Here is a 14,045-nt window from a genome sequence, read left to right on the forward strand (position 1 = left end):
GAGGCGGTCAGGACACGCCCGGCGGCCGGCCCCACCCGTCGTCGTACTCCTCACCCTCGGCGAGGCGGGCCTCCCGCGCACGCCGCCGCGCATGCCACCAGGTGGCGGCCAGCGAGGCGATCATCAGGGCGACGCCGAGGTAGAAGCCGCGCGGGTCCCGGGTGAGGACGGCGAGGCCCATCAGGGCGAGGCCGAGCCACACTCCGAGGGGCAGGCGGCTGTCCGACATGTAGGGGAGTCTGCCAGCCCTCAGGAGCCCGCCTCGACGAGCGATGACCGAGCAGTCCCAGCGGTCCGCGAAGATCCTCTCGGGTGCGTGGCCTCCGATCGAAGGATCTCCAGCCCTTGTCGTCCCACACCACAAGGCACTAGGAAGAGACGGGTCACCTCCGTCCTCATTCGGGAGAACACATGTCTCGGGAACCAATCCGGCTGATCCTGGCCTGCCTCACCGCGATCTTGCTCATCACGCCGGCTGCCTCCGCACACGACGACCACGGCGGGACCTGGGAGCCCAGCCCGGTGAGCCGCACGGCGAACCTCAAGGTCCTCGCCACCTCGGAGAAGGTCTTCGCCGATCCGACCTACCGCAACTCCGACCTCGCCTTCTGGGGCGGTGTCGCCTACGCCGGCAACTACGACGGCTTCCGCAGCATCGACATCAGCGATCCGGAGAAGCCGACGGTCCTCAGTGACTTCGTCTGCCCCGGCTCGCAGCAGGACGTGTCGGTGTGGAAGGGCCTGCTGTTCAGCTCCATCGACGCTCCCGTCACCGGTCCGGAGTGTGGCTCGCCGAGATCCCCGTCCGGCACCCCCGGCTTCGAGGGGATCCGCATCTTCGACGTCAGCAACCCCTCTGCGCCGTCGTACGTCGGCGCCGTGGCCACCGACTGCGGCTCCCACACCCACACGCTGGTGCCGGACCCGGCCGACCCGAGCCACGTCTATCTCTACGTCGCGTCGTACCCGTCCGGTGTCCTCGCCGAGTCGGCCTACGGCAACTCGTGCTCGCGGCTGGCGCCCGACGGGACGCAGGGGCACAGCAAGATCTCGGTGATCGAGGTGCCCCTCGCGGACCCCGCGTCGGCAGCGGTCGTGAGCGAGCCGACGTTCGAGCTCGACGACTTCCGCAGCACGGCCGGCTTCAGGGGCTGTCACGACATCAGCGTGTTCTCGGAGATCCAGCGGGCGGCCGCCGCCTGCATGTCCGAGGGCCAGATCTGGGACCTCTCGGACCTGGAGCGCCCGCAGACCATCGCGCGCGTCCACAACCCAGCAGTGGAGTTCTTCCACAGCGCGACGTTCACCTGGGACGGCAGCACCCTCCTCTTCGGCGACGAGGCGGGAGGCGGTACGTCGCCACGCTGCCGCGCGAGCGATCCGACGACGCTCGGGGCGATCTGGATCTACGACATGGCGTCGCTGGACCTGGGCACCGGGGTGGAGCCCTCCCTGAGCCATTTCAAGATCCCGCGCGTCCAGGGTGACGTCGCGCGCTGCACGATGCACAACTTCAACGTCCTCCCGGTCGAGGGCCGGTACGTCGCCGTGTCCGCGGCCTACTCCGGCGGCACCACGGTCTTCGACTTCACCGACCGGTCCAGGCCGGTGGAGATCGCGCACAACGACCCGCACGGCGCCAACACGTGGTCGTCGTACTGGTACAACGGCCAGATCTACACCAACGACACAGGCCGCGGCTTCGACGTGATGCTGCTGTCCGACCAGGCGCGGGCCGGCGCCAAGCGCCTGCCCTACCTCAACCCGCAGACGCAGGAGCAGCTGATCCCCTGACCTGCTGACGCACGGGAGCGGCCGGGAGATGCGGGACATCCGCCCTCCCGGCCGCGACGCGTCGCCTGGCCGCCGCGGGCCGCCCTCAGACGTCGAGGACGAGCGCGCGGTGGTCGGATAGCGGCAGCGCCTTGGCCTCGCCGCACCCCTCGGGGACGCCGTTCACAAGGATGTGGTCGAGCTGCTCCGTGGGCGCATGGGCCGGGAAGGTGGGGGCGGTGACGGCCGAGCGGAGCCCCGATACCCGCTCGGCCCGCTCGGGACCCATGTTGAGGTCGCCCATCAGGACCAGCGGCGGCCGGCGGTCCTCGAGGCTGCGGCGCAGCCGCCGCAGCTGCCAGCCGTTCCACCAGGACACGAAGGTCAGGTGCGTGCACACCACCGTCGTGGCGCCGAGGGGCGTCTCCACCAGCGCGGCCACGGCGACCCGTGGCTCGTCGCGCACCATGACCGGCGCGAACGAGCCGTGGAAGCGCAGGGGCACACGGCCCGGCACCGGCGCCAGACGCACCACCTCCCAGGCGTGCACCGGGTAGCGGCTCACCAGCGCCACGCCGTACGCCGCGCTGTCGGGCTGCTCGTCACCGTCGGCGGCCATCCACATGGCGCCGGGGTTGCCCGACAGGGCCGCGACGAAGCGGTGCTCCGGCGCGTCCATCACGTCCACGGCGATGGCGGTGAGGTCGGCGCCCGCCGACCTCGTCTGGTTGCGATCCACCTCCTGCAGGGCCAGCACGTCGGCGTCGAGCGACTCGATCGCCTTCGCGTAGCGGTCCACGTCGACCTGCTGGTCGACAGGGGAGCGGCCGTGCAGGATGTTGAACGTGGCCAGGCGCATGGGCCTCCGGTGCCCGATCGGTGTCAGGGCATGCATGGACGGGTACTCACTGTTATGACGCTCAACGAGTCCCAGCAGGACCTGCGGGAGGCGCTCAAGCGCGTCGCGGTGGTCCTCAAGCAGGCGGAGATCCCGTTCGCGCTGACGGGCGGGTACGCCGTGTGGGCACGCGGCGGCCCGGAGCCGGACCACGACGTCGACTTCCTCGTGGCGGAGGAGGACGCCGAGACGGCTGCGTCCGCCTGCGCGAACGAGGGGCTGCAGGTGGTGCGCCCGCCCGAGGACTGGCTGTTCAAGGTGTTCACCGACAACTCGATGGTCGACGTGCTCCACCGCCACTCGGGGGAGCCCGCCCCGAGGTCCGTCGTCGAGGACGCGGACGAGATCGAGGTGCTCTCGGTGCAGATGCCGGTGCTCTCGGCCACCGAGCTCATCGTCCAGAAGCTGCTCGCCCTCGACGAGCACTACTGCGACTTCTCGACGATGCTGCCGGTCGCCCGCACCCTGCGGGAGCAGGTCGACTGGGAGCGCGTGCGTCGCGAGACGGCCTCGAGCCACTTCGCCGCGGCCTTCCTCTTCCTCATCGAGCGGCTCGGCATCGTCGAGGGACTCAGCCTCGTCGAGCAGTGAGGCGCCGTACGCCGGAAGTTCAGACCACCGGCACGACGGCCGGAGCGCCGTCGACGTCCAGGACCTTCGCGCGGAGGCCGAAGACGTCGTCGAGCAGCTGCTCCGACAGCACCGCCGCCGGGGCACCGGCGGCCGCGATCGTCCCCTCGCGCACCACGACGAGCCGGTCGGCGTACCGCGCGGCGAGCGTCAGGTCGTGCAGCACGCACACCACCGTCCGCCCGCCGTCGTGGGCGATGGAGCGCGCCAGCGCCATCACCTCGACGGCGTGCGCGAGGTCGAGGTAGGTGGTCGGCTCGTCGAGCATCAGGTGGTCGGTCTCCTGCGCCAGCACCATGGCGAGCCAGGCCCGCTGCCGCTGGCCGCCCGAGAGCGAGTCGACCGGGTGGTCGTGGCGGTCGGCGAGGTCGACCTGGGCGATCGCGCGCTGCACCGCCTCCTCGTCGCGCCCGGACCAGCGCTGGTACCACTCGCGGTGGGGGAAGCGGCCGCGCCCGACCAGCTCGGCCACGGTCAGGCCACGCGGCGTGGTGGGCGCCTGGGGGAGTACGCCGACCAGCCGGGCCAGCTCGCGGCCCGACATCCCGGCCACGTCCGCCCCGTCCAGGGTGACGCGCCCGCTGCGGGGCCGCAGCAGCCGGGCCATGCCGCGCAGCAGGGTGGACTTGCCGCAGCCGTTCGGCCCCACGACGACCGTGAGGGTGCCGCGCTCGACGGCGAGGTCGACCGAGTGCACGACGTCGGGGCCGTCGTAGCCGAGGGTCAGGTCTGTCACCAGCACGGGTGCCTCCTAGTCACGGGCGCGCTCGCGGGACACCAGGTAGAGCAGGTAGGGCGCACCGACGAACGCGGTGAGCACGCCCACCGGCAGCTCGATCGGGCCCAGGCCCAGCCAGGACAGCGCCATCCTCGCGGCGAGGTCGGCCCACACGAGCAGGGCTGCGCCGACCAGGGCGCTGCCCAGCAGCGGGGGCCGTGTCGTCCCGGCGAGGCCGCGGGCGAGCTGTGGTGCCGCGAGCGCCACGAACGCGACGGCTCCGGCGGCCGAGACCGCTGCGCCGGCCAGGGCCGTGGCGAGCAGCAGCATGCCCACCCGCGTGCGGTCGACGGAGACGCCGTGGCCGCGGGCGGTGTCGTCGCCGAGCTCGAGGGAGTCGAGGCGGCGGACCCAGACGAGGAGCAGGGGGACGGCGAGCACCAGCGCCAAGCACGCCGCTGCGGTGCGTGGCCACGTGGCGGTGTGCAGCGAGCCGGACAGCCAGGTGAGTGCGGCACCGACCCGGGTGACGTCGCCGAGGGTGAGCAGCCAGCTGACGAGTGAGGTGCCGCCGGCGGAGATGCCGACGCCGATGACCACCATGCGCATCGGGTCGAGGGCGCGGCCGCGGAGGGCGAGCAGGTGGAGCAGGACGCCTGAGGCGATCGCGCCGACCAGTGCAGCGACGGGGAGTGCCACAGCGGACGCGAGCCCGGACACGCCGCCTGCCGAGCCGGCCAGGATGACCACGGAGACCGCGGCCACGGAGGCGCCGGCGTTGATCCCGAGGACATCGGGGCTCGCCAGCGGGTTGCGGGCCAGGGACTGCAGGATCGCGCCGCTGAGCGCCAGGCCGGCTCCCACGACCACGGCCGCCGCGACCCGGGGCAACCGGAATTCCCGGACGACGAGCGTGGCCATCGGGTCGCCCTGCCCGGCCAGCACCCTGGCCACGTCGGCGAGCGGCAGCCGCAGCTCGCCGACGCTGGCGGAGACGAGCACCCCGAGGGCGACGAGGACGGCGGCACTGACCACGGTGGTGGCCGGCCGCACGCGGGGCGACCGCGCCCGGACGGTGGCCGGGGCCGCGAGCGCGCTCACAGCGCGATCCCCCGGCGGCGTACGACCCAGACGAGTGCGGGAGCGCCCACGAGGCCGGCGACGACGCCGGCCTGCAGCTCACCCGGGCCGCCCACGAGGCGGCCGGCGATGTCGGTGCCGAGCAGCAGGATGGCGCCGACCATCGCGCCGGCGAGGACGCCCCACGCCCAGGACGCGCCGGCCACCAGGCGGGCGAGGTGGCCGGCGAGCAGCCCGATGAAGGCGATCGGGCCGCAGGCGGCGACGGCGGCCGCGGTGAGCAGCGTGACCGAGACGAGCCCGACGAGCCGGGCCCGGCGCAGCGACAGGCCCATCGAGCTCGCGGTGTCGTCGCCCAGCGCCAGGACGTCCAGCGCGCGTGCGTTGGTCGCGGCCAACAGCAGCCCGACGGCCACCACGGGACCGATGACGGCCGGGGTGCCGGCCCCCCGCCCGGCGAGCGAGCCGACCGCCCAGAAGCGGTAGGAGTCCAGGGTCTCGGCGTCCAGCAGCACGATGGCGGAGGCGGCCGCCGAGAGGAAGGCGGTCATCGCCGCCCCCGCGACGACCAGCGTGGGTCCGCCATCACGCAGGCTGCGCCGGGCCAGGGCGTGCACGGCGAGGGAGGCGAGCAGCGCCCCGATGCCGGCGGCCACCACCGTGTCGCCGAGCGAGTCGGCGAGGCCGACGCGCAGCGCGACCACCACGGCGAAGGCGGCGCCGGCGCTCACCCCGAGCAGCCCGGGCTCGGCCAGGGCGTTGCGGGTGTGCCCCTGCATCAGGACTCCCGCGGCCCCCAGCGCGGCGCCGACGAGCAGGCCCAGGACCGTGCGGGGCAGTCGCAGGGTGCGGACCACGACGTCGCCCTCCGTGCCCGTCGGGGCGGCCAGCGCGTGCCACAGCTCGGCCGGCGAGGTGGCGTTGGCGCCCAGCGCGAGGGATGCCGCCACCACGAGCGGCAGGGCCGCCCCCAGGAGGGCGGCGGTGCGGGCGGGTCGGCTCATGTGACGTGTCTCAACTGGCGGGAGGGCGGCGCATCTGGCAGGTTGCTTAGGGAAGCCTAACCTTAGCTTGCCGCCCCGGACTGTCCGGGGCGCCCCGATGAAGGAGAACCGTTGTCCCGCAGGATCCTGCCAGCCCTGGCTGCCGGCACCGCCCTCGCCCTGTCCCTCTCCGCGTGCGGCGCGGACTCCACCGAGGCCGCCGACGAGGTGGCCAGCGACGACTTCTCGGTGACCGTCGAGCACGCGATGGGCACCACGCAGATCGACGAGCGGCCCGAGCGGATCGTGGCCCTCGACTCCAGCTATGCCGACACCACGCTTCTCCTCGAGAAGGAGCTCGTCGGCATCACCACCTACCGCAGCTACTCCGCCGACCTGCCCGACTACCTGGGCGACGCCCGGGACGAGTACGCCGACGAGGTCGTCTCCGTCGGCGACCTCGAGGCCCCCAGCCTGGAGAAGATCGCCGCCCTGGAGCCCGACCTGATCGTGAGCGCGAAGGTCCGCCACGAGGCCCTCTACGACCAGCTCTCGGCGATCGCCCCGACGATCATGAGCGAGACCACCGGCGCCACCTTCAAGGAGAACGTCGAGCTCCTCGCCAAGGCGGTCGGCGAGGAGGAGCTCGCCGCGGAGAAGATCGCGGCCTACGAGGAGGCGGCCGCCGAGGTGGGCGCCGCCGTCAACGAGGCTGCCGACAACCCGACGATCTCCGTGACCCGCTTCCTCGACGGGCCGACGCGCCTCTACCTCAAGGACACCTACTCCGGCATCGTCCTCGACGACGCCGGCCTGGCCCGCCCTAAGGCGCAGGACACCACCGGCTTCGCGCTCGAGATCTCCGAGGAGAACATCAAGCAGGCCGACGCCGACAAGATCTTCGTGACGATCTACGAGGACGAGGAAGGCGTGGCCGCCAAGACCAAGGAGTCCTTCGAGCGCAACCCGCTGTGGAAGCCGCTCGAGCCCAAGGTCACCGAGGTGGACGACACCACCTGGATGACCGCGGTCAGCATCCAGGGCGCCTACCACATCCTCCACGACCTCGCCGAGGCCTTCGGCGTGGAGGCTCCGGCCATCCCGTGAGTCCGGCTGGCCGGCGGGACCCCGGGCCCCGCCGGTCAGATCCAGCGGCTGAACCACATCCGCTTGAGCCACTCCCCGTGCGTGATCAGCTGGTCGGTCCAGATCGGCCAGAACCAGGCGAACATCAGCAGCGCCAGCACGACGTACGACCCCGAGAGGATCACGCCGGCAGTACGCCGTGGCGAGGGGCGGTCGGTGGAGCCGACGATCGCGCCGAGGGCCAGCGTGAGGCCGAGGACCAGGAACGGCAGGCACACGACCGCGTAGAAGAAGAAGATCGGACGGTCGTCGAAGCGGATCCACGGCAGCCAGGTCGACGTGGTGCCCACGACGGCCACCCCGAAGCGCCAGTCCCGCGCGCCGACCCACCGCACGAGCGCGCAGAGCAGGGCGAGCGACCCCGCCCACCAGATGAGCGGGTTGCCGAGGAGGATCACCTGCCGCAGGCAGGTCGAGCCGGCGGGTGCGTCGCAGCCCTGGGTGCCGGGCTTGATCTCGAGCTGGGCGTCGACGCCGACGGGTCGGTTGAGCAGCAGCCAGCCGATCGGCTTGGAGGCGTAGACGTGCTCGCCGCCGTTGAGGAAGTGCTCGTGGAAGGCGAAGACGTCGTGGTGGTAGCTCCACAGCGACCGCACTGACTGGACCACCTCCCCGATCCCCTCGGCGTCCGGCTCCGTGGCCGTCGGCCACTGCTTGCCACCGCCGTGCGCGGTGTATTGCGTGTTGCTGAGCGCCTGCTCGTACTCGTGCGCGTGCACCAGCCAGCCGGTCCAGCTCGCGACGTAGACCACCAGGGCGACGAGCACGAGCTGGACGAACGAGCCCGCCCCGTCGGCGAGCGCCTTGGCCCAGGCGTGCCGCTGCCCGAAGGCGTGCCGCCCGCCCCAGGACCAGGCGAACGACAGCAGGCCGAAGGCGGCGAGCGGGAAGGCGGCCGTCCACTTGGTGCCCGCGGCGAGGCCGAACGCCACACCGCCGGCGATCAGCCACGGGCGCACGAGCACCCGGCTGCGGCCGGCCGCGAGGCGGGCGCGGAACGACTGCCGGTCCGCGACGACGCAGTGGACGCCGCAGAGGATGAAGAAGGCCACGAAGATGTCGAGCAGGCCGAGTCGGGAGAGCACCAGCTGGAGCCCGTCCAGCGAGAGCAGCAGCCCGCCGACCAGGCCGAGCACTGTCGAGCCGGTGACCCGTCGGGTGAAGCGGCACATCACCAGCACCATCAGCGAGCCGATGACGGCCGAGGCGATGCGCCAGCCGAACGGGTCCATCCCGAACGTCTTGATGCCCAGCGCGATCAGCCACTTGCCCACCTCGGGGTGGACGATCATCGAGGGACTGTCCTTCCAGAGGTCCCCGGTCTCGCCGTTGATGATGGACTTGTCGGCGTCCTCGACGTACTCCCGCACGTAGCCGTGCGCGAGCATCGACCAGGCGTCCTTGGCGTAGTAGGTCTCGTCGAAGGAGAACTGGTGCGGCGTGTCGAGCTGCCACCAGCGAAGGAAGAACGCGATGCCGGTGACCAGCAGGGCGCCCGTCCACGCGATCACCGGGTCCTCGTGCCGCCAGGGGGGACGGGCGCGCTCCGCGGCAGTCGGCACCTCGCTGCCGCTCGCCGTGCGCGAGAGCCCGACGGTCGTGGTCACGGTCGGCACTATAGGTCGCAGGCCGGCCACTACGGTGGCTCCATGACCGAGCCCGGCGTCCTCGTCCTCGCGGCCACGCCCATCGGCCAGGCGGGCGACGCGCCGCCGCGGCTCGCCGAGGAGCTCGCCGGGGCCGACGTGGTCGCCGCGGAGGACACCCGGCGGCTCAAGCGGCTGTGCAGCGACCTCGGCATCACTCTCTCGGGCCGGGTCGTCTCCTACTTCGAGGGCAACGAGGCTGCCCGCACCCCCACGCTCGTCGAGGCGCTCGAGGCAGGGGAGCGGGTGGTGCTCTGCACCGACGCCGGCATGCCGAGCGTCTCCGACCCCGGCTACCGCCTGGTCGCCGCGGCGGTCGAGCGCGACATCCGGGTGACCGCGGTGCCCGGGCCGAGCGCCGTACTCACCGCCCTGGCCGTCAGCGGGCTGCCGGTGGACCGCTTCTGCTTCGAGGGCTTCCTGCCGCGGAAGGCGGGGGAGCGGGCGCGCCGGCTGGCCGGCCTCGCCGCGGAGGAGCGCACGATGGTTTTCTTCGAGGCGCCGCACCGCACCGAGGCGGCGCTGGCCGCGATGGCCGAGGCGTTCGGCGGCGACCGCGCCGCCGCGGTGTGCCGCGAGCTGACCAAGACGCACGAGGAGGTACGCCGCGGCGCGCTCGCCGAGCTCGTCGACTGGGCGGGCGAGGGGGTCAGGGGCGAGGTCACCCTCGTCGTGTCCGGCGCCACGGGTGGCCCGGCCGAGGCCACCGACCCCGACAGCCTCCGGGCCGCCGTGGCAGCGGAGGAGGAGGCGGGGCTGTCCCGCAAGGACGCGATCGTCGCGGTCGCCCGGCGCACGGGCATCCCGAAGCGGGAGGTCTACCAGGAGGTGCACCGCGCGTGACCGAGCTCGGGATCCTCGCCCGGATAGCCTCGAGGACGTGACCCAGCTGCCCCCGACGAGCCAGCCGACCCGGAGCCGTGCCGCCACCGAGGAGAAGTCCGGCGCCCGCCGCGACCGTGAGCGGCCGCCCGTCCCCGAGCCGCTGCCCCACCCGGTCGTCGACACCCACTGCCACCTCGACATCGCCGACGGCGAGTGGCTGGAGACCGAGGAGGCCCTCGCCCGCGCGCGCGAGGCAGGGGTCGCCCGCATCGTCCAGATCGGCTGCGACCTCCCGGGGGCCAGGTGGGCGGCCGAGGCCGCCGCGCGGCACGACGCCCTCATCGCCGGAGTCGCGCTGCACCCCAACGAGGCCCCTCGCCTCGCTGCCACCGGAGAGCTGGAGGCCGCGCTCGGTGAGATCGAGCAGCTCGCCCAGGCGCACGAGAAGGTCCGGGCGGTGGGGGAGACCGGGCTCGACTCCTTCCGCACAGGCGAGGACGGCCGCGCGGCGCAGGAGGAGAGCTTCCGCCGGCACATCGACCTGGCCAAGCGGCTGGACAAGACCCTCGTCATCCACGACCGGGACGCCCACGACGACGTGCTGCGCGTCCTCGACTCCGAGGGCGTCCCGGAGCGCTGGGTGATGCACTGCTTCTCCGGCGACGCCGCATTCGCCCGGGCGTGCCTCGACCGCGGCGCCCACCTCAGCTTCGCCGGCACGGTCACCTTCAAGAACGCCGCGCCGCTGCGCAACGCCCTGGTCGTGGCCCCCCAGGACCGGCTCCTCGTCGAGACCGACGCGCCCTACCTCACGCCGACCCCCTACCGGGGCCGTCCCAACGCGTCGTACCTCGTGCCGCACACCGTGCGCGTCATGGCCGAGACGCGCGGCGACGACCTGGAGGAGCTCTGCGTGGCCCTCGACGCCAACTCGGACAGGGCCTTCGGCGGCGCCTGGTGACTTGGGGCTGTTGTGACAGGAGGGGCAGGAGAGGTCATCCGAAGAGGGAGACGCTGGTCACGAAACGTCCAGATCCACGGTCGCCGATTTGCGTCAGCAGGGGTCATCGTTATCGTCTTGTGACTGTTGGCCGGGATCGGGAACCCCCGGCCGGCGCCCGAGGCGGAGGGTATGAGGCCGCCTCGCGAGTCCCCCGCTCGCACCTGCCGGCCCCCGGGTCGCCCGATGTGGACGAGGGCTGCGCCGGCACCCGAGGACCGGAGAGCTCGACCATCGGAGCATCGTGCGCGCACGTATCGCCCACCTCAGCAAGTCCAGGACCCTGCTCGCCACCCTCGTGGCCGTCATCGCCGTCGCGGTGTTGGGCACCACGGTCGGCTACGCCAGCCTCAGCAAGTCGGTGACCTTGTCGCTCGACGGCCGCACGCAGACGGTCAGCGCCATGGGCGCGACCGTCAGCGAGGTGCTGGCCGCCCAGGGCATCCAGGTCACCGAGCACGACCTGGTGGCCCCGAGCCTCGACGAGACGGTCGCCGATGGCGACCGCATCACCGTCCGCTTCGGCCGCCCGCTCGAGCTGAGCATCGACGGCGACGAGCCCCGCACCTACTGGGTCAACTCGACCGACGTAGCGAGCGCGCTCGGCGAGATCGGCCGCCGGTTCTCCGGCGCGGACCTCTCCGTGAGCCGTGGCTCCGGCATCTCCCGCGAGGGGATGGCGCTCGCCGTCGTCACCCCGAAGCAGCTGCGGGTGAAGATCGGTGGCAAGGACGCCCGCAAGGCCGAGCTCACCGCCCTCACCGTGCAGGACGCGCTCGAGGAGCTGGACGTGAAGGTCAGCAAGCGGGACAAGGTCACGCCCGCGCTCGGCAAGGAGATCACCGACGGCGACAAGATCGTCGTGACCGACATCCGCGTCGTGACCAAGGACGTCAAGGGCGAGTCGATCGACTTCGACACGATCCGTCGCGAGGACTCCTCGATGTACGAGGGCGAGGACGAGGTGGTCCGCGAGGGCCGCGACGGTGCCCGCAACGTCACCTACCAACTGCGCTACAAGAACGGCCAGCTCCTGGCCAAGAAGGTCCTCGAGTCCGAGGTCACGCGTAAGCCGGTCGACGCGATCGTCCGCGTCGGCACCAAGGAGAAGCCCGAGCCCACCTCCAACTTCGCCGGCGGCAACACCGTCTGGGACGCCCTCGCGCAGTGCGAGTCGGGCGGCAACTGGGCGATCAACACCGGCAACGGCTACTACGGCGGCCTGCAGTTCTCGCTCAGCACCTGGCGCGCCTACGGCGGCACCGGCTACCCGCACCAGGCCAGCCGCGAGACCCAGATCGCTATCGCGACCAAGGTGCGCGACGCCTCGGGTGGGTACGGCGCGTGGCCGGCCTGCTCGGCCTCGCTCGGCCTGCCCCGCTGACCCGGCGCATCTGCGCACGCCACACCTGCCGAGTCGGCGCATCTGCACACGCCTGGCCTGCCGAGTCGGCGCATCTGCACACGCCTGATGAGCAGATGCGCCGACTCGAGCGGCTCCGTGTGAGCAGACGAGCCGACTCGCCGTACGCTTCGTCGCATGACTGACACCTCCGCCGGCCCGAGACTCCTCGGGCCGGCGGACGTGCGTCAGCTCGCAGCCCGCCTCGACCTCCGCCCGACCAAGCAGCGCGGGCAGAACTTCGTGATCGACGCCAACACGGTCCGCCGGATCGTCCGCGACTCCGGGATCGGCGAGACCGACGTCGTCGTGGAGGTCGGACCGGGCCTCGGCTCGCTGACCCTCGCCCTGCTCGAGGTCGCCAGGCGGGTCGTCGCGATCGAGGTCGACCCGCTGCTCGCCGGCTTGCTCCCCGAGACGATCGCGACCTACGCCCCCAACCAGGCCGACCGCTTCGAGGTCGTCCTCGCCGACGCCATGCGCATCGAGGAGGTGCCCGGCCCGCCCCCGACCGCCTTGGTCGCCAACCTGCCCTACAACGTCTCGGTCCCGGTGCTGCTGCACATGCTGGCGCTGCTGCCCTCGCTCGATCACGGCCTCGTGATGGTGCAGGCCGAGGTCGCCGACCGGCTGGCAGCGCCTCCCGGGTCGAAGACCTACGGCGTGCCGTCGGTCAAGGCCGCCTGGTATGCCGACGTACGCCGCGCCGGCGCCGTCGGCCGCAACGTCTTCTGGCCCGCGCCCAACGTCGACTCCGGCCTCGTCGCCTGGACCCGCCGCGAGCCCCCGGCCACGACCGCCACCCGCGAGCAGGTCTTCACCGTCGTCGACGCCGCCTTCGCCCAGCGCCGCAAGCAGCTGCGCTCCGCGCTGCGGCCGCTCGCCGGGTCGTCGGAGGCGGCTGAGTCGGCGCTGGTCGGTGCCGGCGTCGACCCGACGGCCCGCGGCGAGGTGATCCGCGTCGAGGACTACGCCCGCATCGCCGAGGGCATGCCGTGGTGACTGGCCCCGTCACCGTCCGGGCGCCCGCGAAGATCAACCTCCACCTCGGTGTCGGCGCTCCGCGCGAGGACGGCTTCCACCCGCTCGACACCGTCTACCAGGCTCTGAGGCTCTCCGACGACGTGACCGTGTCCGCCGCGAGCGAGCTCACGACCTCCCTCGTGGCTGCGGACCACATCGACGGCCCGAGCGTGCCACTCGGCACCGACAACATCGTCGCCCGCGCCGCCACGCTGCTCGCCGCCCGCCTCGGCAGGGAGCCGCAGGCGGCGCTCCACATCGCCAAGCAGATCCCCGTCGCCGGAGGGATGGCCGGCGGCTCGGCCGACGCCGCGGCGGCGCTGCGTGCGCTGGACCGGCTGTGGGCGGCCGACCTCCCCGAGACCGCGCTTCTCGAGCTGGCCGCCGAGCTCGGCAGCGACGTCCCCTTCGCGCTCGTGGGAGGTACGGCGAGGGGCAGGGGCCGGGGGGAGCTGGTCGAGCCCGTCGTCGACCCGGCCACCTGGTCGTGGGTGGTCGTGCCCTCGACGACAGGCCTCTCGACGCCGTCGGTCTACCGCCACTTCGACGCCCTCTTCCCGGACGCCCCTGCCGAGCCGGTGGGCGCCGAGCCGCTCCTCGCCGCGATCGCCTCGGGCGACCCGGCTCAGCTCGGGTGCGCCCTGCACAACGACCTCCAGGCGCCGGCCGTCGACCTCCGGCCCGAGCTCGGCGAGCTGATCGCCCGCGGCGAGGCCGAGGGTGCCCTGCGGGGCCTGGTGAGCGGCTCCGGGCCGACGTGCGTCTTCCTCTGCGCCGACGGCGGGGCTGCCGAGGCGACGGCTGCCGGCCTGCGCGGCGCCGGGCACGGCGTCGTACTCACCACGACGGGGCCTGCCCCGGGCGCCCACCTGATCGCTGGCTGACGCCAGCGTTTCGGCGCGGCACCCGGGCGGCTGAGAG

General features: G+C 72.9%; 14 protein-coding genes. 8 read left to right on the forward strand and 6 right to left on the reverse strand.

The window, feature by feature from the left end:
- Positions 1–7 precede the first annotated feature (7 nt).
- Positions 8–229 (reverse strand): hypothetical protein, encoded by a 222-nt coding sequence (locus tag DDE18_RS20360; RefSeq protein ID WP_116574109.1) that lies wholly within the window; start codon positions 227–229, stop codon positions 8–10.
- A 182-nt stretch (positions 230–411) separates the two neighbouring features.
- Between DDE18_RS20360 and DDE18_RS20365 the strand changes: the two genes are divergently transcribed.
- Entirely contained in the window at positions 412–1,794 is a 1,383-nt protein-coding gene (locus DDE18_RS20365; protein WP_116574110.1) for an LVIVD repeat-containing protein, read from the forward strand.
- Between the two features lie 85 nt (positions 1,795–1,879).
- Here the strand turns inward: DDE18_RS20365 and DDE18_RS20370 are convergent, their stop codons facing one another.
- Complete coding sequence (locus DDE18_RS20370) at positions 1,880–2,632, reverse strand: endonuclease/exonuclease/phosphatase family protein (protein ID WP_116574111.1); 753 nt, start codon at positions 2,630–2,632, stop codon at positions 1,880–1,882.
- 54 nt (positions 2,633–2,686) lie between these two features.
- Here DDE18_RS20370 and DDE18_RS20375 point away from each other — a divergent pair, with 54 nt between their 5' ends.
- Positions 2,687–3,262, forward strand: coding sequence for a nucleotidyltransferase family protein (locus DDE18_RS20375; RefSeq protein WP_116574112.1), 576 nt, complete (start codon positions 2,687–2,689; stop codon positions 3,260–3,262).
- A 19-nt stretch (positions 3,263–3,281) separates the two neighbouring features.
- On the opposite strand, the gene DDE18_RS20380 is transcribed toward DDE18_RS20375, so the two are convergent.
- Genes DDE18_RS20380 through DDE18_RS20390 form a run of 3 tightly spaced genes read right to left on the reverse strand, consistent with a single transcriptional unit; the run spans position 3,282 to position 6,103 of the window.
- Entirely contained in the window at positions 3,282–4,043 is a 762-nt protein-coding gene (locus tag DDE18_RS20380) for an ABC transporter ATP-binding protein (RefSeq protein WP_116574113.1), read from the reverse strand.
- A 9-nt stretch (positions 4,044–4,052) separates the two neighbouring features.
- A complete protein-coding gene (locus tag DDE18_RS20385) occupies positions 4,053–5,120 on the reverse strand; it encodes a FecCD family ABC transporter permease (protein ID WP_245916903.1) in 1,068 nt (355 codons plus the stop codon).
- On the reverse strand, positions 5,117–6,103 hold the full coding sequence (locus tag DDE18_RS20390) for a FecCD family ABC transporter permease (protein ID WP_116574114.1): 987 nt from the start codon (positions 6,101–6,103) through the stop codon (positions 5,117–5,119). The genes DDE18_RS20385 and DDE18_RS20390 overlap by 4 nt, the downstream gene beginning before the upstream one ends.
- Before the next feature lie 111 nt (positions 6,104–6,214).
- Here DDE18_RS20390 and DDE18_RS20395 point away from each other — a divergent pair, with 111 nt between their 5' ends.
- Entirely contained in the window at positions 6,215–7,189 is a 975-nt protein-coding gene (locus DDE18_RS20395; RefSeq protein ID WP_165821268.1) for an ABC transporter substrate-binding protein, read from the forward strand.
- Positions 7,190–7,224: 35 nt separating this feature from the next.
- On the opposite strand, the gene DDE18_RS20400 is transcribed toward DDE18_RS20395, so the two are convergent.
- Positions 7,225–8,835 carry a dolichyl-phosphate-mannose--protein mannosyltransferase gene (locus tag DDE18_RS20400; RefSeq protein WP_116574217.1) on the reverse strand — a complete coding sequence of 537 codons (1,611 nt, stop codon included), beginning with the start codon at positions 8,833–8,835 and terminating at the stop codon, positions 7,225–7,227.
- Between the two features lie 42 nt (positions 8,836–8,877).
- On the opposite strand from DDE18_RS20400, the gene rsmI reads away from it, so the two are divergent.
- The 5 genes from rsmI (at position 8,878) to DDE18_RS20425 (ending at position 14,008) form a co-directional block, all read left to right on the forward strand.
- The gene (rsmI, locus tag DDE18_RS20405) at positions 8,878–9,717 is read left to right on the forward strand and encodes a 16S rRNA (cytidine(1402)-2'-O)-methyltransferase (protein WP_116574115.1); all 840 of its coding nucleotides are present in this window, start codon (positions 8,878–8,880) and stop codon (positions 9,715–9,717) included.
- A gap of 142 nt (positions 9,718–9,859) precedes the next feature.
- Positions 9,860–10,660, forward strand: a complete 801-nt coding sequence (locus tag DDE18_RS20410) for a TatD family hydrolase (RefSeq protein ID WP_245916913.1) — start codon at positions 9,860–9,862, stop codon at positions 10,658–10,660.
- Positions 10,661–10,943: 283 nt separating this feature from the next.
- The gene (locus DDE18_RS24110) at positions 10,944–12,083 is read left to right on the forward strand and encodes a resuscitation-promoting factor (protein ID WP_281258421.1); all 1,140 of its coding nucleotides are present in this window, start codon (positions 10,944–10,946) and stop codon (positions 12,081–12,083) included.
- A 156-nt stretch (positions 12,084–12,239) separates the two neighbouring features.
- Positions 12,240–13,103, forward strand: a complete 864-nt coding sequence (rsmA, locus tag DDE18_RS20420) for a 16S rRNA (adenine(1518)-N(6)/adenine(1519)-N(6))-dimethyltransferase RsmA (RefSeq protein WP_116574118.1) — start codon at positions 12,240–12,242, stop codon at positions 13,101–13,103.
- Entirely contained in the window at positions 13,097–14,008 is a 912-nt protein-coding gene (locus tag DDE18_RS20425) for a 4-(cytidine 5'-diphospho)-2-C-methyl-D-erythritol kinase (protein ID WP_245916904.1), read from the forward strand. The genes rsmA and DDE18_RS20425 overlap by 7 nt, the downstream gene beginning before the upstream one ends.
- The last annotated feature ends 37 nt before the right edge of the window (positions 14,009–14,045 follow it).

The organism is Nocardioides gansuensis (assembly GCF_003076135.1).
Lineage (GTDB): Bacteria > Actinomycetota > Actinomycetes > Propionibacteriales > Nocardioidaceae > Nocardioides > Nocardioides gansuensis.